Origin of the sequence: Brevibacillus choshinensis (assembly GCF_016811915.1) — a bacterium.
In the GTDB taxonomy this organism is placed as follows: Bacteria; Bacillota; Bacilli; order Brevibacillales; family Brevibacillaceae; genus Brevibacillus; species Brevibacillus choshinensis_A.
Window position 1 is genome coordinate 1,761,833 of the sequence record NZ_CP069127.1, and the last position, 21,544, is coordinate 1,783,376.

The window sequence follows — 21,544 nt, forward strand, 5'->3', positions numbered from 1 at the left end:
TATATCAGATGCTAGGTAGATTCGCAATAAGACAGCACTTATGGTATCGTTTTAGATGTTAATGAAAAGGACAAGGGCGGTTTACAAAATGAATAAGCGCAACGTGTTAATTATATGCTACATATTTCCTCCGATCGGCGGCGGCGGAGTGCCTAGACCGCTGAAAATGGCCAAATATTTAGGGGAGTTCGGCTGGAACGTACATGTCCTGACGGTAGAGCCAGCGTACCATGCGACATTGGATCCGTCGCTCTTGGCGCAGCTGCCTGGCGAGGTCACGATCCATCGGGCGAAGGAATGGCAGGTACTGCCGAACAGAGGCGGTGCAGCACCTGCGGCAGCTGCAGCAGGCACAGGGCAACATTCTGCCGCTTCTGTGAAAACGGTGCTGAAGAAACAAGTGGTCCAAGCATTGAAGAAAGTCAAGCCATACGTGCTGATCCCGGATGACCAGATATTGTGGATGCCAAACGCCGTGAAGCTCGGACGGGAAATCATGAAGCGAGAAAAGATCGATGCCATCTTTTCGACGTCCGGTCCCGTGACCAACCATTTGGTGGCACGAAAGCTTGCACGTGAGTTTGACGCCAAATGGGTAGCGGACTTCCGCGATCCATGGACGCAGAACATGCATACCTCAGGGATTGCCTGGAGAGAGCGGATGGAAGAGCGGATGGAGGCAGATGTCATGCTGGAGGCGGACGCCATTACGACGGTCACAGCGACGTTTGCGAAAAATTTTCAAGACAAGCATCAAGAGAGGATCAAGCGCCTCGAACTGATTTACAATGGATTTGATCAGGCCGATTTTGAGGGGCTAGAGCCCAGCCATGTCGCTCCAGAGAAATTTCATGCCGTATATGCCGGGATCTTGTATCAAAAACGCAATCCACGCTTGCTTCTGCACGCGATCCGTGAGCTGATCGACGCAGGTGAGGTCGATCCAAAGGATCTGCTTCTCAGCTTTGCCGGTGTATTTGACTATCCCGGCTATTCGGAAAACCGCGACTGTGTCGAACAGCTGGGATTAGGGCAGATCGTGCGTGTGCTGGGAAATTTACCTCACAAGGAAGCGCTTGGACTGATGAAGGGAGCAGACGTCCTTCTGCAGATTGGTGACGTTTCAGCGGATGCTGGCGCGTACATCCCGGGAAAGCTGTATGAATATATGGGCATCGGCAACCCGATCCTCGCGCTGAACAAGGCCGGAGAAGCGACAGAAATCATCGAGAAGTTCCGCTTGGGGCAAGTAGCCGATCCGGAGGAAAAAGACGCTGTCAAACAGGCGTATCTGCAGCTGTATAAGGAATGGAAGGCAGGATTGGACAAGCAAAGCGGCGAAAGTGACAGAGGAGCGGACTTTGCCGAGCGGGTCAAGCCGTATGAACGGCGAGAGCAAGCAAGACAGCTCGCTGCGCTCATGGATGACTTGGTAGAGTAAATAGGAGCAGCCCCCGTGGCCACCGGCTGCGGGGGATTTTTGTCCAGAATGGGGAATGGTACGGTGAAGTTGGGCATTCAGTATTTGCGCGCTTATAATTTCTTTTATTTCTCTCTGCTATCCATCTTTATTTCCTTTTTACCCGTCTATTTGAGCTACCGCGACGTAACTCCTGCAGAAATCGGGATGATGGTGGGCTTTGGCTCGTTTATCGGGATCTTGTCTCAACCGTTCTGGGGGATGGTAAGTGACAAGCACAAGACCATCAAGCGCATCATCCTGCTTACCCTGGGCGCTTCGATTGCGGTCGGCATGCTTTTATTTACAAGCGGCCAGTTCACGCTGCTGTTTCTCCTGGTAGGGGCGATGTACTTCTTCCTGCTGCCGACCGATCCTTTGACAGAGAGCTTGAATTACCGCGTGGCCGAGCAGCATCAGATCAGCTTTGGTTCCGTTCGCACGTTTGGCGCTATCGGCTATGCGACCGCTTCGCTTTTCATCGGATGGACAGTGGACCAGCTAGGCATGAATCGGCTGTCCTGGCAATTCTTGGGGTACGGGATGCTCGCATTCCTTTTCGCCCTTTTGGTATCCGATGCACCCGCGAGCAGTAAAAAACTCTCCAGGCAAGAGCTGAAGCAATTTTTCTTCTATCCGAAGACACTCCGGTTCTTTTTGCTGGTCCTCATCGCGGCGACTCCTCACCGTACGAATGACAGCTTTCTCGGAGTCTTCGTCCAGAGTCTTGGCGGGAGTACGGGAGCAGTCGGGCAAGCGTGGTTTTTGGCGGCGATCAGCGAGGTGGCATTCTTCGCACTAAGTGCCCGCATTTTGCAAAAGTGGAGCGAAATCAAGCTAATCACATGGGCGACGGCACTGTACACGATTCGCTATGCGCTGTGCGCACTTGCCCCTACCGCAGAGTGGGTCGTGTATTTGCAGCTCACTCAGGGTGTCACGTTTGTCATCTTTTACACAGCAACCATTCAGTACTTGTACCGGATCATTCCGGAAGAGTGGAAGGCGACCGGGCAGACGGTGCTGGCTGTATTGTTTTTCGGCATCTCCGGGATAATCGGTTCCATTGCCGGGGGATGGGTGTTCCAGCAGTTTGGCGGAGGGGCCCTGTACATGGCGATGGCTGCCTTCTCGCTCGTGGCTTGCGGGTACAGCTTGACGCTCTGGCGGTCACAGGGCGCAGGTGTAGGAAAAGCATAAGAAAAAGAGCTGACGGCATGTGCGTCAGCTCTTTTGTTGTTTCCAGTCCTATCATCAGTAAAGCAAGTATTTTTCTACTTCCCCCGGCTCCTTGATGTGGATTCCCGGATCATTGTACTTGTAGAGCTGGAACAAAACCTGTTGGTCCATCGTACCGGCCTCTGGCAGCGGAAGGATGATCCATGTTTCGTACTGGTGGATCAATCGGTCTTCCTTGCCGATCCAGAACGTCGTCTTGATCGTGGATTCGTTCAGGATGTAGTCCAGATCCGGACGGCCATCCAGCTGCTGTTTCAAAGGCTCCAAGAGAGCGCTCTTGCTCGTTTTGAGCCAGTCTGCACCGGTCATTTTCAGCTGGAACGGTATGCAGACCGTTCCATACACTTTATCATCTGGCAGCTGTACGGCAGCGTCCATGAAAGGCAGCCAGTCGTCAAAGCCTGCCATGACATCAAAGGCGAGCGGATCCTCTTTGGCGGTCAGCCAGTAATCGTTCGCGCGAATGTAGCGTTTGTCATCGATTCGATAGTACTGATAAGGCTGAGCCGCGATGCGCGCATCCACGTTGTACCCTTTGCCGTTGACGACAGCGCCGTTGAACATGCTGGTCGTCGAGCGGGAGAGGATCATGTTTTTGACATGGCCTTTGTACCAGTAGGATTGTGCATCCGGATCCGTCTTGGCTTTTTCCAAGGCGGTTTTCAGCCATTCCGCCCCCGACTCCGTCTGTGCTGTGGTCGTCTGCTCCGGCTTGGTGCCGAAGTTGGTGGAAGCAAAAGATTTTGGCCCGGACTCATAGGTGCACCCGCCGAGCAGGGCAGCCGCGCAGATGCCTGCGATGAGTGCCGTAGCCTTCGTAAGCTTACGCATGGCGAACCCTCCTTACTACGCCGTATCCCAAGAGCCCTGCGAACAGGATGATCGTGAGGGGGAGGACTGGGACGCTGTGTTGTTTGAATACGAGCACACGATGGGTGTTGTAGATGGTTGCGACGATTTCATTTTGCTTGTCTCCATCGACGTCGCCGACTTGCACGTTGATCAGCGGCAGATAGATGCGCCAGTTTTCTTTCAAGCCATCAGGGGTATATTCGTACCCGCTCAAATAGCGGCTGTCGGTAGTGCTGACCCAGCTTTTCGCCTTGGCGATGATTTCAGGCTGGCTGTTTCCGACCGCAGCGTAGTTGGAGAAACGGAAGCTCTTGTCGTTTTCGGCGCTTGCCCACAGGATCTCCCACGTGCCGTCTGCTTTCGGTTTCAAGATGTAGGACGGCTTTCCTGCGATCAGCAGCTCGTCCACGTTGTCGTGATCAATGTCAGCCGGGATAAACTCCCCGGTAGCCAACTCCGCTTCTTTGCGGGTCAGTGTGTAGGCTTCCTTGATCGTCCCGTCCGCTTCGACTGTGACGACACTCAGGTGTTCACCCATGGTGATCAAGCCTTCTTTGCCATCGGGAAGCTTCATGGTCGTCAAGATCTTGGTAGCTTTCGTGCTGCCGCCAAACGTTTTGCCTTCATAGGTACCGGTCAGCATGCCGTCCTTGATGTGCAAATCTTTGTATTTGGCGCCCAGTTCGTGGCGCAGATCCATGCTGCCGCCGTTGTCAGCCAGCTGATTTGCGATGTTTTCCATGTCCAGCATAAATGCGCGATACGGAGCGGTACCTACCTGCAGCATGCCTTCCGCGTACGGCTGACGCTGCACGTTTGGCACCAATTGGCCGTCCTTCATTGTGTAATAAGGAAAGCCAGGGTAGTCTGTCGGCAGCTGCTCCTTGATACGAGCCATCGTGTCAGCCGAGATCTGGTCGTTTGGCATGCGAACCATCTTGCCATCCTGCCAGGTCATCACATACAGGGAGACAGGCTCAGGCTGCAGGTGAAGGAGCTTGTCGGCCAGCTCTTTTTTCTCTTCTTCCGTCTCCGGCTTTTTCGCCGCTTCTTCAGGCAGAGGGAGCTCATCGGCATTTCCGTACGTAATAATCTCTTGCTTGCCGTCATTGTTCACGTCGTACAAAGCCATCGGGAAATAGTCGACCCACTGACCGTTGTACAGACGGTCAGATTCGTATTTCACGGTAAAGTGGCTCAGAGCAGCGAGGGTATCGCGATTAAACGTCACATTTGCGAGCAGAGCAATGACGACGAGCGAGCCTACCGCTTTCCAATTCAATCGACCGTACCATTTTGCGAGCAGGGCGATGACGATGACGGCAACCGCGCCGCCAATCAAGAGTGCCGCCGTTGTTTTGACATCGACGCGAGTGAGTGCGCGGTCGAGAATCAAGACCCCTACCGTAAACGCAAGGACTTGGCGGCGTTCATCCGGATGCACCACGTAATAGCAAAACGCGAGCAAGGGGAGAAACACCAAGAGAGCGATCCAGGTCAGGTCGAGAAACGCAGGTTTGACGAGCAGATGGTAAATGAGCAGCAGAGCAATGGCGTACAATGCCCAGCCGACCGTAGTGAGAATAGGATTGCGTCGCATGGGATTCACCACCTTTTTGATTGTGTCTGGTCGACGAATAGTGCACAAAAGAAGCCGCCAAACAGCCAGAAGTAAAGGGCCATGAACGGCACCTCAAAAATGTTTTCAACCAGGTTGTGCAAGGCCACGGCGAACAGTCCGCCGAAGAGGCCAAGCAGAGAGAAGAAATAAGGTGATTGAGTCATGCTCCGTATCGCTTTGACTGCATACCGCAGCATTTGGGCGACGAGGCCGATCAGCATGATGATCCCGATCAAGCCAAATTCCGCCAGGCTCTTGAAGAAATAGCTGTCTGAATAAATGGTGCCGAAGTGACGGGAAGCAACCGCTCCCCCGTGGTGGCCGAGACCGACCCCAAACAACGGCTCCACACGCATTTTGTCGTACGCTTCACCCCAGCGTCCGAGGCGTCCGCCTTCCAGACTGGACGACATGTAGTCAGCGGTAAACAGCGTGAAAATGCGATTTTTGATCGTACCCACCAATGGAACGGACTCAGGTACAAAAAACAGACCCACGACTCCGATCACGCCGACCAGCACGAGGTAGCCAGCAATTCGCTTGTTCCAGATGTAGCAGCAAATGAACAAGGAGAAAGCCAGCGCAAACCAGGCGCCGCGCGATCCGGTCAACAGCAGGGCGAGCAATGTCGTCAGCGTCACGACAGCCCACACCAGCTTTTCTTTCCGGCTGGGCGACTTCAGGAAAAGCCCAGCGGCCACAGGTGCTATCAGAGCCATGTAGCTCCCCAGTACGTTTGGACTCGTGACAAAGGAAAAGGCGCGAGTCGTGATCGCTTCGCCTTCCTGTACCCAAGACTCGGGTGTCTGTACGCCGATGACGACCTGCATGACACCGACCAGCCCGGCTACAAAGCCTACCAGTGCGAGCCCTTTCATGAGCTTGTCGAGCTGCTCCAGCGACTGCAGGAGGTAGAATCCCATTAAAAAGGCGATGATGTACTGATAGACTGAGCGGAAGCCTTCGACACTGGCGTCCCAATTGGCCATGTCAGTCACCATCAAGGCAATCCCGAGAACCAGAAAGGCAATCAGAAGATGCTTGATCGGAGGCATCGTTCGCTTGCCCTGAAAATAGGCAACGAAGGTGAATGCCAACAGGATGAGGAGCAGCGCCTCATCCCAAAAAGACGAAACGACGGGAATCGGTAGAATTTTCCGCAACACATAATCAATGACAGGATAGGCCAAAAGCAAATACAACCATGTGGTTGACTGGCTTCCCCACTTCAACACGGTTTCTCTCATTTTGATTGTAGTCCTCCTACACGCAGGGATTAACCTGTCTATTATAATGAATCCATCTATCCCGCCGCAACCCGGGTGGGAAAGAGGTTGGTAGGAACGGTAGAAATAAGATATGATAGCAGGGGATTACCAGCATTTCGTTGCTTTCTAGGGATAGGAGATAAGTGCATGAGTTTGTTAAAAGTCGCTTCAATGATTGTTGTGCTGACACTGGTAGGTAGGCTGCTGGGCTTTTTTCGCAGTATTTACCTCTCTAGCTTGTACGGAACAGGGATGGAGTCGGATGCGTTCAATATTGCCGCGACCATCCCGCTCACGTTGTTTCTGGTAGTACCCGGTGCCGTGAACGCCATTCTGATTCCCACCATGCGCGGGCTCATGGAAAAGCAGCAGCGCACCAATGAACTGTACCACAAAATGCTCACGATCATTCTCGTTGTCTTTGTCGTGATGGCAGGATTGGGGGTCCTCTTTTCCAGAGAATTGGCAGCCGTTTTTGGATTGACCGGGGCTAAGCTGGACTTGACGGCTGAGATGCTGCAGTGGATGTGGCCATCCGCGATTTTCATCGGCCTCACAGGCTTGTGGTCAAGCATATGTAACTCTCATCAGCATTTTTTCACCCCGACGCTGGGGACGGTGGCGAATGGGGCGGTAGTCATTGCCAGCATGTACCTGCTCGTGCCGGTATACGGTCCAAATGGACTTGCGATCGCGACCTCTCTCGGATATTTGGCAGCGATGCTGACCATGATCCCGACCTTGCGCCGATTTGGCTACGAGCACCGGCTGTCGTTTGCCTGGGGAAAAGATGAGGCGCTAAAAGGAATGGGAGAGCGTGTCATCCCTATCTTGATCGGTGCCGTTGTTGCGCAGGCGACGACGTTTCTGGAGCGCGGTTTCGCAGAAGGAGTGGGAACGGGCGTCATCTCTGCACTGGCAAACGCCAATCAGATCGTGCAGATGCCCATGGCCATTTTCGTAGGTGCCTTCACACTGCCGCTGTTTCCTTTGCTTGCGACACATGTAAAGCGTGGAGAAATGAAAGAAATGAAGCAAATTCTGCAAAAAGGGCTGGCTTACTTGCTTATCTTGCTCGTGCCTGTGACGGTAGGCCTGGCCATGTATGCGGAGCCTGTCGTGCGGCTTGCGTTTGAGCGGGGAGCCTTTGATGAACACTCCGTCGCACTGACGGCATGGGCGCTGCCGTTTTACGGACTCGGGCTGTACTTTTTGGCAGCCCGTGACCTCTTGACTCGCGCCTTTTACGCGCTGGAAAACACACGGACACCGGTCGTAATCGGTGTGATCGGGATCGGCGTATACGCTGTCGCCAACTGGCTGTTGATTCCGACAATGGGCCACGGCGGCATTGCACTCGCCAATGCCTTGTCCGCGCTCAGCCAGGCTGCTTTGCTCTTCGGTCTGCTCTGGAAGGCAGTAGGCAGCCCCGTCCAGGCAGGCTTCCTCAAAACGCTTGCCAAGACGCTGATCGCTTGCCTGATCATGGGAGGAGCCATCTTGCTGCTGGACCCTTGGCTGTCTGCATGGCCGTTATGGATCTACCTGCCTGTGGGAATCGGAGGCGCTGCCATCGTTTATTTGGCTGTACTGGGGATCCTGCGCGAGCCTCTCGTATCTGAGCTTCTGCAAAAAGTGCGGAGACGCTCTACTCCAGCGGCTGGGCGGTCGTAAGGGGACATTCCCGAATCGCATAGCGAAATTTGCCCGACCCGGTCGGTGCGATCTGGTCGACGTACGCTACCTGAACGCTGACTTCGCCCAGGGCTGTTCGGATGCCGGTGAGCAGACGATCTTCATCGGCAGAGCGAAAACGCCCGGGTTCCTTGACCAGCTTGAGGCTGAGTCTTTGCGGCTCATGCTGGATGATCTGAAAGGTGCGGAAGCTTTCCAGATTCCTCACGATATGATTGAAATAATGCCCGTGCACGTACTGTCCGGACTGGGAAATAAACATGTCGTCTTCTCGACCGTCAATCGCGGCAAGAAGCGGATAGCTGATGCCGCATGAGCAAGAATCGGCGGAGAGGGCGACCATATCACCCAGCTGGTAGCGCAAGCGCGGCATGACGGTATTGTGCAGGTCGGTGACGAGCAGCACTCCGGATTCTCCCGGGTACAGCGGGAGATTGGTGATCGGATCGACGACCTCCAAAAAGCAGTTTTCACTAAAAGCATGCATTCTTCCCTCGGGGCACTGATAAGCAATGATGCCCCCGTCACGGGCCCCGTACTCATTGATGACCGGAGCTTGAAAGGCTTCTTCTATTTTTTGGCGCTGATGCTCGTGCAGGCTTTCGGCTGTCGAGACGACGCCTTTCAGGGGGACACCAACCGTCCAGCCGCGGCTTAGCATCATTTCCGCCAAAGTGGACAGAGCAGAGGCGTAGCCGTACAAGTACGCAGGGCGAAAGCGTTGGATCAGGGTGAGATGCGTCTCTAGGCGACGTTCATCCAGCTCGTAGGCAGACAAGAGCAATCGATTTTTGAGCCAACGTTCCTTCCATCTGTATTTCGTGGCTTGCTGCTGATTCAGCTCCAGAGGAGATCCCCAGATCATCACACAAGGGTCGCCGATCCGGATTCCGTGCCAAGACAGTCCCAGCCAGCGGGCTGCTTCATAGCGCTCGACAGCGGGGCGGTCGAGGTAAAAGCGGGTAGGTTCTCCTGTTGACCCGCCTGTGCGATTGCCGATCAGCTTGGCCGCATTCATCCCCTCCGGCAAGTACTCATCCGCGTGCAGGCGAAAATGCGTTTTGGTCAAGACGGGCATACGCTGCAAAAAGCGCTCGGGCGTGATCGAGCGATGTTCCCATTCACTCGCATAGGAAGCGTAGGCTGGCACTTTCCGTACGGCGTGCGAAAGCAGCTGTCCCAGCCTTTGGCTTTGCCGCTCGCGCAATTGCTCCCGCGAGATTTCCTGTGCCTGCTGCAATTCGCGGAAATAGTGTCGTGTGCGATTTTCCTTCAGCCGCTCCATCAAAGGCCACTGAATATGACGGATTAAAAAGCCGGTTACTGGCATGTTTACCCCTCCTGTTCATGGCAGACGATTCTAAGAAGTCGATCGTATCTGTGTTTCAACAGTATTCCTGCCAAATTCCATCGTTATACCTGTTTGCTGGAAGGGGTAAATGATAGTAGGATAGAGAATGGGTTCCTGTCTACTAGGGGGCCAGACCGCTTTTTCCTTTTTACACGTTGACTAAAAGGAGTTTCCCATGTTGAAAAAAAGCCATTTTCTCGCAGGCGCGTTAATTCTCGCTGTAGCGGGAATATTGTCCAAAGTGATCGGGATGTTCTATCGCATTCCTCTTCAGGAAATTGTCGGGGACAACGGACTCGGTCTCTATCAGGAAGTATATCCTCTCTACTTGACCTTTTTGATTCTCGCAACAGCAGGTGTTCCGGTAGCATTATCCCGGGTCATTGCCGAAGCGCTGGCGGAAGGGAAGCAGGGCTCGGTCGGTCAGATTCTTGCCCGCAGCATGGTGATGATGGGAGCCATCGGGATCGCTCTGTTCGCGATCTTGTACGTGACCTCCCCCCTGATCGCGAAGCTGATGGGGAATCCTCACTTGATTGAGCCGATTCGCGCGATATCCCTTTCCCTTTTGTTCGTTCCGTTGATTGCTGTGATTCGCGGATTCTTTTACGGCTATCAAAAGATGATGTACGTGGGGCTTTCCCAGATTGTCGAGCAGACGCTGCGCGTGGTTTTCATTCTGGTCGCTTCGCTCTATCTGGTGTCACTAGGGGAAGATACGGATACGGTCATCACTGGAGTGAACTTCGGGACGATGATCAGTACGTTTTTGAGCCTCGGGTTTCTCGCGCTGCTCATGTGGCTGCACAACCGGAAAGATTCGGTGTTCGCAGGTGCCCAGTGGAATCGACTGGATTGGTGGTATGATCGGGCCTTCTTTGCAAACATGTGGCGGATCGCCTGGCCGATCTGCATCAGCGCCTTGGTCATTCCGATTTTCAGCTTGACCGACTCGTTCCTCGCCATCAACATTTTCCGCTACATCTGGAATGTCGATGGACTGACGGCAGATACGTGGTTTGGCATTTACAGCCGTGGGGGTCCGCTCCTGCAAATGGCGAGCCTGTTCGGTTCTTCGATTGCGCTGTCCATCGTGCCAGCCATCGCTGAAGCTGTTAGGCAAAAAGACAGCGAACGCATCACGACATTGACCAAGCTGTCGCTGCGCTTTGCCTGGCTGATTGGTCTGCCAGCCGGTCTGGGGCTTACCGCTGTGGCGGAGGGCGCCAATCTGGCCCTGTATGGAGATATGGAAGGTACACGGGCCATGGCGATTCTCGGAATCAGCGCGATCCCGCTTTCCTTGCTGCTTGCGACCAACGGCATTTTGCAAGGGCTCGGAAAAGAGAAGATCCCGGCGCGGCATTTGCTCTACGGCGTATTGGTAAAAGTAGCGGCTACACTCGTATTTACGTCGCTGCTGGGCATGGATGGTCTTTCCTTGTCCTGGCTGTGTGCCACTGCGTTTGTCTGCATCCTCAATATGAGAACGATCAGCAAGCTGGTCGTGGTGCCGATCAACTGGCGATTCGATACGCTGTACCCGCTTTTGGTAGCGAATCTGATGCTGCTGCTCGCATGGGGGGCTACGGAAGCAACCGGCTTCCTGCTTGCTGGCAAGGAGAAGGTTCGCTTGCTGGGGGCGCTGGAGACGGTCTCTGGAGTCGGTGTCGGCTTGATTATTTACCTGGGACTGCTTTTGCTCATCCCGCTCATTGAGGACAAAGAGCTGGATTGGCTCCCGGGAGGAAACAAGCTCCGCGCACTGATGAATGCGATCCGCAAAAAACAGACGCAATCCAAGGTTCAGTAAATTCATAGGAAACACAAAAAGGCGTCCCGCGGTCATTTTGACTGACGGGACACCTTTTTTTATCCATTCAACACTTTTTACTTCTTCTGATAGACACAGACGACCATTTTGACAAAGAACTCACGGAAGGCGGGCATCTTTGCCAAGCCGCTGAGCTGCCCACGCAATGGAATCTCTTTTTGATAGACGGCAGGCTGTGTGACGCCTTGCTGAATGCGGCGGAAGCGCTTGATGGTCATGCGGTTGATGTACGAGATCGTATCGCTTCCATCCGGACGTTTGTCAAAACGGAAGGAGATGCGGTCAGAACCATCTGGCAAATCGCGGACCAGCTCTTTGTAAGCATCAATCAATGCTTGCTCCGAGAACAGGGCGTGCACCCAAGGAATCCCGATCGCATCGGAGAGGTGGGCGCCGTACGGATGGTAGTAAGGCGGAAAGTTGATGTAGAGATGGCCGCCTGGCTTCAGAACGCGGAAGCACTCTTCCAGTGTTTTTTCCGGCTCGCCCACATGCTCCATGGCGTCGTTCATGATGATGGTGTCAAAGGTATTGTCTTCAAACGTCATGCGAGCCGCATCCCCGGTCATAAAGGAGACGACGTCAGCAAGTCCTTTTTGCTTGGCAAACTCATTTCCCTCTTCCGCGTAGTGAGGGACGATATCGATGCCGATCATTTTTTTCGGACCGTACGTCGCGTAGTAGCACGTTTTTCCGCCACCTCCGCAGCCGATATCCAGGACGGTCTTGCCTTGGAACATCTGCTCCTGGGAGTGGAAGGGGAGGAAGAATTGAATCGTCTGATCCCCTTTTTGAAATTGCCATTCGGTATAGCTCATCTCTCCGTTGTTCGCCAGATTAAACGGGTGGACAGGGAGAGGGAACAATCGATTCATTCCTATCAACAGTTGAGAGGAGAGGGACATCATCTTGTCCTCCTTTTCTATTCAGCCTTTTTTGTGCAGCGCCTGCAATACGAGTTCGCTGCTTTTGGCTGCTTCGATTTCGAGAAGACGGGAGTGTTCGGATACCACTTCGATTTCCTTTTCGAGGCGGTCGAGCCTCGCGGACAGCAAGGTGAGCAAAGAGGTTTCATCTAGCTGAGTAATGTGTCCGGCATTCGGCATTCCGGCACGCTCCACAAAACGATCGATTTTCGGATCGTAGGATATTCCAATAAAGGGTATCCGCAGCATGCAAGCGAGAATCAAAGAGTGCAGGCGCATGCCCACGACGTAGTCGCATTGCTTGAGAACAGACATGATATCATGGAAGGTGACAGGCGCATCGAGGAGCCGTGCACCCGGTTGGTTCATTTGCTCCATGATCTCGCTGGAGGGAGCCAGATCGCTCGGTACGTGCATAGGTAAAAACAGCACGTTCCAGCCTCTCTGAATAAACCAGTCAGAAGCTCGCGCAATGACCTTTTTAAATGCCTGCTCCTGCTTCCAATTGCGCACGGATACGGCAACAAGGGGCTTCGTTGGGTCAGCAAACAGACCGTGAAGCAGCTCTTTGCCGCGCTTGTCCGAAATGTCCTCCGGAGAGATAGTCAGAGCAGGATCAGCTGTTATATGAATGGGAGCTTTTTTTACCCCGCAGGCTTTAAAGTCTTCGCCCGATTCGTAATCGCGTACGGTGATGACATCTACCCGATTGACCACCCGTTTGATCATCGATCGGCTGAGCGGTTTAAGGATCGGCCCAAACCCTTGTGCGTAAAAGACGACAGGTTTGCCCAGCAGCTTGGCGATCGTGACGATGCCCAAATAGTAGAGGACACTGCGCGGACTCGTTACGTCTTGCATCAGTGTACCGCCACCCATCACCAGCATGTCGCTTCGCATCAGCTCGCGGACGATGGTACCGAAGCTCCAGCGGTCATACGCCTCAATCCCAAACAATTCCGCTGTGCGATCTGGTTGGTTGGACAAAACGGCCAGGGAAAGATTGGGTTGTTCCCTCTTGAGGGAGCTGATGATGCCGTACAGGACCACATCGTCTCCGGCATTGTTGAAGCCGTAGTACCCGGAGATGAGAATTCGCGACATGGAGTGAACCTTCTTTCTATATCAAACGTACATGAAAAATACATTCTCAAGTATAATCGAGTAAACAAGGGAAGTAAAGCAACCCTAGTAAAAACTTGATATCCCTACATGGCGCAAGGCGAAAGTAGGGTATAATGTAAGGGTTGCGATTACGAAAACATATAGAGGAAACCCATTGCGAACATCCCGATTCCGAGTATGATCAGGGCAATCATCGTGTAAAGCAGCCCTTTATTTTTGCGGCGTCGATAAAAAAACTCGTCAAACATGGTAAACCTCCTACATGCAAATTAGTCCATTCTATGATCATACCACGCTCGCTACTATCCTTCCATCGGCATATGGATACAAGACGTGGCAATACAAGTACTCTTTTAGAAAGAAAAAGACGTGCCGATTCGTTCAGGGAGGCGGCACACAGAAAGGAGAAAGCAATGACGGAAAACATGTGGCTGAAATACACACTATTGGTGGAGAGGGAAACAGAGGACGCGTTCGTAGCGGAAGTGCTGGCGAGTCCCTATACGCTTGGGTGGATCGAACCCCAAATAGAAGTGTTGACCACGGAAAACGGATACGACTACGCGGAAAATACAGACGGGCCGGCTGTCGGCTACTTGTTCGAGCCCATGCAGGATAGCGAAGGGGCGCATACGGAGCGCCTTCTGTCATACATTCTCAGATGGAATGGCCAAGTTTCTCTCAAAGAGGTGGAACAGGTACCGGAAGAAAATGACTCATGGAAAGAAGAGTTTCGCGAGGTGCAGGTTGGCGATTGGTGGATCGCTCCGACATGGACCGACCCTGGGGCATTGGAGACGGCCCAGCATATTTTGTGGATTGATCCGGGCGCGGCTTTCGGGACAGGCTATCATGGCACCACCCAGGATATGCTTCTCTTCCTCCAGGAGATGTCTCTCACAGGCAAAAAGGTCTTGGACATCGGGACAGGCTCAGGCATCCTTTCTCTGTACTGCGTCCTGAACGGGGCGAGTCTGCCGGTCTGCGCAGTCGATATCAATCCGCAAAGCGAGTATCAGGTCCTGGTGAACGTGTCCAACAACCACTTGCCGGAGTCGGCGGTGAATGTGGTGATCGGGGATGCGCAGGAGCCCTCTGTCGAGGAACGCCTCCCGAAGCTGTCTGACCTGATTTTGCTGAACATCGGGGGAGATGAAGACGTCGCCATGCTTCCCGTGGTGGAAAGGCATATCGCACAGGGTGGAGTGCTCCTGCTCTCCGGCATTGTGGAATGGAATCGAGATCATGTGGTTGCCGCCTACGAACAAGCTGGCTACCAGCTGGAAAAAGAACGGAAATCGGACGAATGGATCACGGTCATGCTGAGAAAACGCACCTAGCTTTTTCAGCATGATCATTTGTAACTGACATATGCGACAATAGAGAAAATACGAAAAGCGGAGGGGAAGCAAATGGAGAAAGTGGTCATTGCCGCTGCTGGACGTACACCAATCGGCTCGTTCGGTGGTGTACTGAGAGATGTAAGCGCTCGCAAGCTGGCTGAAACGGTTATCCGTGGTGTTCTGGACAGGGCAGGAATGGACGGGAGTCAGATCGACGAAGTGATTCTTGGGAACTGCATACAGCGAAGCGATGAAGCGAATATCGCGCGCGTAGCCGCTCTCGACGCCGGTCTGGGCAAGGAAGTAACGGGCTTTACCGTGCAGCGGCAATGCGCTTCCGGCATGCAGGCGATTGCCAGCGCGGCATCGGAAATTTTGCTCGGAGACAGCCAGATTGTGATTGCAGGCGGAGTGGAGAGCATGAGCAATGCGCCCTACGTACTGAAAAATGCACGCTGGGGCAAACGTCTGACCCACGGGGAAATGACCGATGCGATGTGGGAGCTGCTGACGGACCCGCATCACCAGATTCTGATGGGGGAAACAGCAGAGAGATTGGTCGACCGCTACCACATCAGTCGCGAGGAGCAGGACGAAATAGCCCTGCGCAGTCAGCAAAATGCGATACGCGCGATCGACGGCGGCCTGTTCGCGGAAGAAATCATCGGGGTTCCTGTGAAAAAGCGGGGAGAGGAAACGCTGGTGACAACGGACGAATTCCCACGCCGCGACGTGACTCTCGAAGGTCTCGCCAAGCTGAAGCCCGGCTTCCGAGCAAATGGCACGGTGACAGCCGGCAATGCTTCGGGCCTCAATGACGGAGCATCTGCCGCTGTTCTGATGTCAGAAGGAAAGGCGCAGGAGCTCGGGATCCAGCCGCTGGGGAAAATCGTATCGTGGGCATGGGCCGGTGTCGAGCCTGACCTGATGGGCTACGGTCCCGTACCGGCTGTCAAAAAGGCGCTCGCAAAAGCGGGCCTGTCCCTCTCCGATATCGAGCTCATCGAAGTCAATGAAGCCTTTGCCGCACAATATCTCGCGGTCGAGAAGCTGCTGGGGCTCCCGCGGGAAATCACGAACGTGAATGGAAGCGGAATCTCCCTGGGTCATCCTGTCGGCTCGACTGGATGCCGGATTGTCATCACCCTGCTGCACGAAATGCGGCGCCGTCAGCTGAAGCGCGGTTTGGCATGCTTGTGCGTCGGTGGCGGCATGGGAATGGCGATGGTCGTTGAACGCGACTAAAATGCCTTGATCCCTCAAGAATTTGCCGTTTGCATAAGGTTTAAATCAAGCCTCCCCTGTAAAGAATGGAAGCAAGTCCCTGTCGATGCCAAGCCTTGACGGGGGTTTTGCACGAAGGGGAGGCTTTTTGCTATGATGCTATTTTCATTTTTGAAGAAACATGGGAAAAAGATCGCATTTCACACGATATCGTGCCTGGCTATTGGAGCTCTGGTGGCGGTAGCGTACACAGCCTATCAGTACAAACAGATGACGCAAAAATGGTATGCACCCATCGAGGGAAGTGCAGGGACCGTGCAGCAAACAGCGGCAGTGTTGCCGCCCCGCGATTTGTTGACGGCAAGCGAGCCTGTAAAGCCGTTTCTGATGCTCCTGCTCGGCGTAGACAGCAGGGATGGCGAAAGTGCGCGCTCAGATACCATCATGCTGGCTGCCGTCCACCCATCCAAGCAGTCCGCCTACCTGATCTCTATCCCTCGAGACAGCTATATGGAGCTGAGCGGAAAGGGCTATGATAAAGTCAATCACGCCATGGCATTCGGTGGTCCGAAAATGGTCAAGGAATCGCTGGAGAAATTTCTGGATGTCAAAATCGATCGCTACATGTCTGTCGATTTTGACGGCTTCCGCCAAATCGTCGACGAACTGGGCGGTGTGCCTGTAGATGTCAAGAAACGGATGAAGTACAGCGATCCAAGCGATGACACGTACATCGATATCAAGCCAGGGCTGCAGAACCTTTCAGGAGAGCAGGCTCTCGATTATGCCCGTTACCGCAAAAGTGATCTGGGCAAAGAAGACAGTGATTATCAGCGCATCAACCGTCAGCAGGAAATCGTTCGAGCCCTAGCGGCCAAAGGGGCTACCGTACAAGCGTACGCAAAAGCGTTTTCCTTGATGGAAATCGTAGGAAACCATGTCAAAACCGATTTGACTGAAGGGGAGATTGCTTCTCTTCTCTTGTCCTATGGCGATCCGACTCCAAACGAGATCCGTACCGATACGCTCATCGGACAGGACGAGCGAATCTGGCACAACGGCATCCTCGGGTGGTATCACTTGGTTCCGAGTACGGAGAGGGAGCGCGTCCATCAGCAAATCGTGCAGGCCTTGGCCCAATGATAGCTGAGTTATCGCGAGGAAGGCTCGCGCAAAAAGAGCCTTCCTTTTTGTCGTCCATTCTCCATGGTTGTGATTTCCGCCCAATAAAATTTGGATTGGATTATGCAAATTAGTTGTAAAATTATCTATTTTTAGAATAGAATGTAGGAAGGAAGAGCTTATGAATGTAGATCATACGGGAGAGGGAAGGCCACATAGGGATGGAGGGAATGCCCATGTCAGATGCCAAGCCTTGGATTGCCAATTACCCGCCCGAAACTGCAGCGTCACTGGAATACCCCCGTGTTCCGCTGACGTATTTTCTGGAGCAGTCTGCCCAGGACTATCCAGACAGTTACGCGATCTATTTTATGGGAAAGCGCATTACATATCGTGAGCTATTGCAGATGTCGTATCAATTTGCCCATGCATTGATGAGTCGCGGTGTGAAAAAAGGCGATCGTGTCGCCATCATGCTGCCGAATACTCCGCAAGCGGTCATCAGCTATTACGGTGCTTTGTTTGCGGGTGCCACAGTCGTCATGACCAATCCTCTTTACACGGAGCGGGAGCTGATCCATCAGCTGAACGATTCCGGTGCTGAGACGATCATCACGCTGGACCTGCTTTACAAGCGAGTTTCTTCCATAAAGGCATCTACTCCATTGAAACGGATCATTGTGACAAGTATTGGCGATTTCCTTCCCTTTATCAAAAAGCTACTCTACCCATTGGTTCAAAAGAAAGAAGGGCACAATCCGCAGGTCCCATACGGCAGCGAAGTTGAGCCTTTTCTTTCTATATTAAAAGAAAGCGCTGCCAATCCTGTTCAACCAGAAGTCGATCCGGTAGAAGACATCGCTCTGCTGCAATACACAGGCGGTACAACCGGAGTGGCGAAAGGTGTCATGCTGACCCATGGCAATCTCATTGCCAACGCATTTCAATGCCAGGCGGTCCTCTATAAGCTGAAAAAGGGAAAAGAGCGCATTCTCGGTGCATTGCCTCTTTTTCATGTGTACGGGATGACGACCGTCATGAACAAAGGCATCTCGATAGCCGCAGAAATAATCCTCGTACCCAAATACGATGTGAAGAAAATCTTTGAAATGATCGACAAGATGAAGCCCACGCTGTTTCCGGGCGCACCGACGATGTATATCGCCTTGATCAACCATCCGGATCTGAAAAATCACGACTTGTCCTCGATCGAAGCCTGTGTGAGCGGGTCCGCGCCACTGCCTATCGAGGTGCAAAACAAATTCGAGGAGCTCACCCGAGGCAGGCTCGTGGAAGGCTACGGTCTGACAGAGGCATCTCCGGTGACCCATTCCAATCCCATCTGGGGCAAGCGCATCACTGGCAGCATCGGTCTGCCGTGGCCGGATACGGATTGCCGCATTCTCGATCCTGCTACAGGTGAAGCGTTGCCCCAAGGCGAGGTCGGCGAGCTGGCAGTCAAAGGTCCGCAAGTGATGAGGGGCTATTGGAACCGGCCGGAAGAGACGGCGGCAGTATTGCGCGACGGCTGGCTTTTGACCGGAGACATGGGTTACATGGATCAAGAGGGGTACTTTTACATCGTGGATCGGAAAAAGGACATGATTATTGCAGGTGGATTCAACATCTATCCGCGTGAAGTGGAAGAAGTCCTGTTTGAGCACCCGGCCATACAAGAAGCAGCCGTCATCGGGGTGCCCGATGCCTATCGCGGTGAGACCGTCAAGGCGTTCGTCGTGTTCAAGCAGGGACAGCAGGCGAGCGAGGAAGAGCTGGAAAAGCATTGCAGACAGCGGTTGGCTGCCTATAAAATCCCACGCCAGTACGAGGTTCGAGTGGATCTCCCCAAGACGATGGTCGGGAAGGTTCTTCGAAGGCAGCTGCAGGATGAAGACAAAAAACGGCGAGAGGCCGAAGATAATCAAATAAAATCCAGCTAGGCGCAGCAAAAAAGGTCCGTTTCCTCACGAGGAAATGGGCCTTCCGCTTTGATGGAAGACTGCTGATTGAACTGTACAAACAATTCTGCAAATAGCCGTGAGCACGATTGACATGGACCAAAGACTGATATACACTAATCATGAATGAACGGTCATTCATTTTATCGTCACTGCTAGTAAACATGGAGGTATGTATGGCAAAGAAAACGGGGGAAAAGTATCAAGCCATTATCGATGCTGCTGTTCGCGTCATCGCTCGGCAGGGCTATCACAGCGCCCAGGTATCCAAGATTGCAAAAGAGGCGAAGGTAGCGGACGGCACCATATACCTCTATTTTGAAAACAAGGATGATATCTTGATTTCTCTGTTCAACGAAAAAATGGGCAATTTTGTTGAAACAAACCGGAGACATATCGCAGAAGCGTCATCCATCGAGCAAAAATTGTATGTACTCGTGCATGCGCACTTTCGTCAGCTGTCATTGGACCATGACTTCGCGAGAGTGACGCAGATCGAGCTGCGCCAGTCCAATCCGCAGATCAGCGAGGGTATCGGCAATGTCATGAAGCTGTACTTTGACCTGATCGACGAAGTGATTCGGGAAGGGATCGACAAAGGCGTTTTCCATCCGAATCTTGATGTGCGGGTGGCGCGGAAAATGATTTTTGGTACGCTGGATGAAGTGACGACGTCTTGGGTGATGAAACAGTGCAAGTACGACCTTGTCTCTCACACTGACTCCGTTCATAACCTCTTCCTGTACGGTATGAAGGGAAAATGATGAAAGAAAAAGCTTTTTTTGCTGGGTCAGCTTTGCTACAATGAGATTATAAGACTGAGCGTTCGCTCAGAAATGAATTGCAAATGGTAGCAACGATAGGCTCTGCCGTAGTTTTGGCGTAGCCGAGTTTTCGAGTAAATACAGTTTGGGGGGAGAGAAATGGATTCGCGTTGGAATGTGCAGATCACAGGTCGTGTAGCCGTGGCCACCATTACCAACCCGCCCGCCAATGCGCTGGGCAAGCCTGTGCTTGCGCAGCTGAGCGAGCTGTTGGATCAATGGGAGAACGACGAGAAGATCAAAGCGATCGTCTTGACTGGAGAAGGACGCTTCTTCATTGCAGGTGCCGATATCAAGGAATTTACGGAGCTGCAGTCCGCAGATGCCGAAGCGATGGCGAAATATGGCCAAGCGCTGTTCGATCGTCTGGAGAACTTTCCAAAGCCGATCATCGCTGCCATCAACGGCGCATGCTTGGGTGGCGGTCTGGAACTGGCAATGGCCTGCCACATCCGCTTGGCAGCTCAAGAAGCCAAGCTGGGTCTTCCTGAGCTGAATCTGGGGCTGATCCCAGGCTACGGCGGAACACAGCGCCTGCCTCGCTTGGTCGGTCGTGGAGTGGCTACGCAGCTGATTCTCACCTCCGACATGATCGGTGGAGAAGAAGCATTGCGCATCGGACTTGTGGAAGCGATTTATCCGGCAGAGCAGCTGCTGGATGAGGCCATGAAGCTCGCTTCAGCCATTGCGACAAAGAGCGCAGTGACACTCAAGCTGGCGCTAGCTGCCATCCAAGGAACCGTGGAGCTCTCCTTGCCTGAGGGACTGGCAAAGGAAGCAAAGCTGTTTGGCGAAGCATTTGCCTCAGAAGATGTAAAAGAAGGCGTAGGTGCCTTTTTGGAAAAACGCAAGCCGAATTTCGCTGACCGCTAACAAGGTCATTCGAGCATTACCACTCAGGGGGAGGTAAACGTAATGAATATCCTGGTTGTGTTGAAGCAAACGTTTGACACGGAAGAAAAAATCGTCATCCAAAACGGAAAAATTTCCGAAGATGGTGTGGAATTTATCATCAACCCGTACGACGAGTACGCAGTAGAAGAAGCGATCAAGCTCAAAGAAGAACACGGCGGAGAAGTGACAGTCATCAGCATCGGTCCAGACCGCGCTGAAACGGCACTTCGCACGGCTTTGGCTATGGGAGCTGACAAAGCCGTACTGGTGGATGACGAAGAGCTGTTTGGTGACGAGTTCACGACGGCGAAAGTTCTTGCAGCGGTCGCGAAAAAAGTCGGCTATGACATCATTATCGGCGGTCAAATGGCGGTGGATTCCGGTGCAGGCCAAGGCGGTCCGCGTCTGGCAGAAGAGCTGGGGATCAACCACATTTCCACCGCTGTAAAATTGGAGCTGGATGGTACGACAGTGCGCGTGGAACGCGATGTAGAGGGTGACCTCGAAGTGGTGGAAACCAGCCTGCCTGTCCTGATCACCGCACAACAAGGGCTGAATGAACCACGTTATCCTTCCCTTCCCGGGATCATGAAAGCAAAGAAAAAACCGTTGGATCGTCTTTCCGCAGATGACTTGGGTCTGAGAGTGGAAGAGGTAAAAGCCAAGACCGAAATCGTCGATCAAACGTTGCCGCCGAAGAAACAGGCGGGGCGTATTCTCTCCGGCGAGCTGTCGGCTCAAGCGTCTGAACTGGTGCAATTGTTGCGCAACGAAGCGAAAGTGATCTAAGCGAGGAGGAGAGGATATCC

17 protein-coding genes are annotated in these 21,544 nt (G+C 53.2%); 11 read left to right on the forward strand and 6 right to left on the reverse strand.

Translation table 11 applies throughout. The annotated features are described in order from the left end of the window. Nucleotides 1-88: 88 nt before the first annotated feature. Together JNE38_RS09125 and JNE38_RS09130 are read left to right on the forward strand one after the other, a co-directional pair. Nucleotides 89-1,441, forward strand: coding sequence for a glycosyltransferase family 4 protein (locus tag JNE38_RS09125; RefSeq protein ID WP_203356268.1), 1,353 nt, complete (start codon nucleotides 89-91; stop codon nucleotides 1,439-1,441). Nucleotides 1,442-1,504: 63 nt separating this feature from the next. Then, nucleotides 1,505-2,659 carry an MFS transporter gene (locus JNE38_RS09130; RefSeq protein ID WP_238933598.1) on the forward strand — a complete coding sequence of 385 codons (1,155 nt, stop codon included), beginning with the start codon at nucleotides 1,505-1,507 and terminating at the stop codon, nucleotides 2,657-2,659. Nucleotides 2,660-2,713: 54 nt separating this feature from the next. On the opposite strand, the gene JNE38_RS09135 is transcribed toward JNE38_RS09130, so the two are convergent. The 3 genes from JNE38_RS09135 to JNE38_RS09145 are packed head-to-tail and all read right to left on the reverse strand — an operon-like array spanning nucleotide 2,714 to nucleotide 6,418. After that, complete coding sequence (locus tag JNE38_RS09135) at nucleotides 2,714-3,529, reverse strand: hypothetical protein (RefSeq protein ID WP_203356269.1); 816 nt, start codon at nucleotides 3,527-3,529, stop codon at nucleotides 2,714-2,716. Next, nucleotides 3,522-5,150, reverse strand: a complete 1,629-nt coding sequence (locus JNE38_RS09140) for a hypothetical protein (protein ID WP_203356270.1) — start codon at nucleotides 5,148-5,150, stop codon at nucleotides 3,522-3,524. The genes JNE38_RS09135 and JNE38_RS09140 overlap by 8 nt, the downstream gene beginning before the upstream one ends. 5 nt (nucleotides 5,151-5,155) lie before the next feature. Further along, nucleotides 5,156-6,418, reverse strand: a complete 1,263-nt coding sequence (locus JNE38_RS09145; protein ID WP_203356271.1) for an O-antigen ligase family protein — start codon at nucleotides 6,416-6,418, stop codon at nucleotides 5,156-5,158. Between the two features lie 168 nt (nucleotides 6,419-6,586). Between JNE38_RS09145 and murJ the strand changes: the two genes are divergently transcribed. Beyond that, nucleotides 6,587-8,113, forward strand: coding sequence for a murein biosynthesis integral membrane protein MurJ (gene murJ, locus JNE38_RS09150; protein WP_203356272.1), 1,527 nt, complete (start codon nucleotides 6,587-6,589; stop codon nucleotides 8,111-8,113). Here the strand turns inward: murJ and JNE38_RS09155 are convergent. Continuing rightward, nucleotides 8,088-9,464, reverse strand: coding sequence for a phenylacetate--CoA ligase family protein (locus tag JNE38_RS09155; protein WP_203356273.1), 1,377 nt, complete (start codon nucleotides 9,462-9,464; stop codon nucleotides 8,088-8,090). The genes murJ and JNE38_RS09155 overlap by 26 nt on opposite strands. A gap of 196 nt (nucleotides 9,465-9,660) precedes the next feature. Between JNE38_RS09155 and JNE38_RS09160 the strand changes: the two genes are divergently transcribed. Next, the gene (locus JNE38_RS09160) at nucleotides 9,661-11,298 is read left to right on the forward strand and encodes a putative polysaccharide biosynthesis protein (RefSeq protein WP_203356274.1); all 1,638 of its coding nucleotides are present in this window, start codon (nucleotides 9,661-9,663) and stop codon (nucleotides 11,296-11,298) included. A 77-nt stretch (nucleotides 11,299-11,375) separates the two neighbouring features. Here JNE38_RS09160 and JNE38_RS09165 read toward each other — a convergent pair whose 3' ends face one another. After that, nucleotides 11,376-12,224 carry a class I SAM-dependent methyltransferase gene (locus JNE38_RS09165; RefSeq protein WP_203357475.1) on the reverse strand — a complete coding sequence of 283 codons (849 nt, stop codon included), beginning with the start codon at nucleotides 12,222-12,224 and terminating at the stop codon, nucleotides 11,376-11,378. Between the two features lie 21 nt (nucleotides 12,225-12,245). Next, complete coding sequence (csaB, locus tag JNE38_RS09170; RefSeq protein ID WP_203356275.1) at nucleotides 12,246-13,349, reverse strand: polysaccharide pyruvyl transferase CsaB; 1,104 nt, start codon at nucleotides 13,347-13,349, stop codon at nucleotides 12,246-12,248. Nucleotides 13,350-13,783: 434 nt separating this feature from the next. On the opposite strand from csaB, the gene JNE38_RS09175 reads away from it, so the two are divergent. The 7 genes from JNE38_RS09175 to JNE38_RS09205 all read left to right on the forward strand — a co-directional run bounded on the left by JNE38_RS09175 (nucleotide 13,784) and on the right by JNE38_RS09205 (nucleotide 21,524). Beyond that, entirely contained in the window at nucleotides 13,784-14,710 is a 927-nt protein-coding gene (locus JNE38_RS09175) for a 50S ribosomal protein L11 methyltransferase (RefSeq protein WP_203356276.1), read from the forward strand. A gap of 72 nt (nucleotides 14,711-14,782) precedes the next feature. Then, entirely contained in the window at nucleotides 14,783-15,958 is a 1,176-nt protein-coding gene (locus JNE38_RS09180) for a thiolase family protein (RefSeq protein ID WP_203356277.1), read from the forward strand. A gap of 132 nt (nucleotides 15,959-16,090) precedes the next feature. Beyond that, nucleotides 16,091-17,080, forward strand: coding sequence for an LCP family protein (locus tag JNE38_RS09185; protein WP_203356278.1), 990 nt, complete (start codon nucleotides 16,091-16,093; stop codon nucleotides 17,078-17,080). Nucleotides 17,081-17,295: 215 nt separating this feature from the next. Further along, nucleotides 17,296-18,999: a long-chain-fatty-acid--CoA ligase gene (locus tag JNE38_RS09190; RefSeq protein WP_203356279.1), complete on the forward strand. Its 1,704-nt coding sequence runs from the start codon at nucleotides 17,296-17,298 to the stop codon at nucleotides 18,997-18,999. Nucleotides 19,000-19,193: 194 nt separating this feature from the next. Continuing rightward, complete coding sequence (locus JNE38_RS09195; protein WP_203356280.1) at nucleotides 19,194-19,781, forward strand: fatty acid metabolism transcriptional regulator FadR; 588 nt, start codon at nucleotides 19,194-19,196, stop codon at nucleotides 19,779-19,781. A 159-nt stretch (nucleotides 19,782-19,940) separates the two neighbouring features. Beyond that, nucleotides 19,941-20,714 (forward strand): enoyl-CoA hydratase, encoded by a 774-nt coding sequence (locus JNE38_RS09200; protein ID WP_203356281.1) that lies wholly within the window; start codon nucleotides 19,941-19,943, stop codon nucleotides 20,712-20,714. Between the two features lie 42 nt (nucleotides 20,715-20,756). Beyond that, the gene (locus JNE38_RS09205; protein WP_203356282.1) at nucleotides 20,757-21,524 is read left to right on the forward strand and encodes an electron transfer flavoprotein subunit beta/FixA family protein; all 768 of its coding nucleotides are present in this window, start codon (nucleotides 20,757-20,759) and stop codon (nucleotides 21,522-21,524) included. The last annotated feature ends 20 nt before the right edge of the window (nucleotides 21,525-21,544 follow it).

Coding starts and splice junctions, on each gene's coding strand:
- JNE38_RS09125 (WP_203356268.1), top strand. CDS start 89: ATGAATAAGCGCAACGTGTTAATTATATGCTACATATTTCCTCCGATC.
- JNE38_RS09135 (WP_203356269.1), bottom strand. CDS start 3,529: ATGCGTAAGCTTACGAAGGCTACGGCACTCATCGCAGGCATCTGCGCG.
- JNE38_RS09140 (WP_203356270.1), bottom strand. CDS start 5,150: ATGCGACGCAATCCTATTCTCACTACGGTCGGCTGGGCATTGTACGCC.
- JNE38_RS09145 (WP_203356271.1), bottom strand. CDS start 6,418: ATGAGAGAAACCGTGTTGAAGTGGGGAAGCCAGTCAACCACATGGTTG.
- murJ (WP_203356272.1), top strand. CDS start 6,587: ATGAGTTTGTTAAAAGTCGCTTCAATGATTGTTGTGCTGACACTGGTA.
- JNE38_RS09155 (WP_203356273.1), bottom strand. CDS start 9,464: ATGCCAGTAACCGGCTTTTTAATCCGTCATATTCAGTGGCCTTTGATG.
- JNE38_RS09160 (WP_203356274.1), top strand. CDS start 9,661: ATGTTGAAAAAAAGCCATTTTCTCGCAGGCGCGTTAATTCTCGCTGTA.
- JNE38_RS09165 (WP_203357475.1), bottom strand. CDS start 12,224: ATGTCCCTCTCCTCTCAACTGTTGATAGGAATGAATCGATTGTTCCCT.
- csaB (WP_203356275.1), bottom strand. CDS start 13,349: ATGTCGCGAATTCTCATCTCCGGGTACTACGGCTTCAACAATGCCGGA.
- JNE38_RS09175 (WP_203356276.1), top strand. CDS start 13,784: ATGACGGAAAACATGTGGCTGAAATACACACTATTGGTGGAGAGGGAA.
- JNE38_RS09180 (WP_203356277.1), top strand. CDS start 14,783: ATGGAGAAAGTGGTCATTGCCGCTGCTGGACGTACACCAATCGGCTCG.
- JNE38_RS09185 (WP_203356278.1), top strand. CDS start 16,091: ATGATGCTATTTTCATTTTTGAAGAAACATGGGAAAAAGATCGCATTT.
- JNE38_RS09190 (WP_203356279.1), top strand. CDS start 17,296: ATGTCAGATGCCAAGCCTTGGATTGCCAATTACCCGCCCGAAACTGCA.
- JNE38_RS09195 (WP_203356280.1), top strand. CDS start 19,194: ATGGCAAAGAAAACGGGGGAAAAGTATCAAGCCATTATCGATGCTGCT.
- JNE38_RS09200 (WP_203356281.1), top strand. CDS start 19,941: ATGGATTCGCGTTGGAATGTGCAGATCACAGGTCGTGTAGCCGTGGCC.
- JNE38_RS09205 (WP_203356282.1), top strand. CDS start 20,757: ATGAATATCCTGGTTGTGTTGAAGCAAACGTTTGACACGGAAGAAAAA.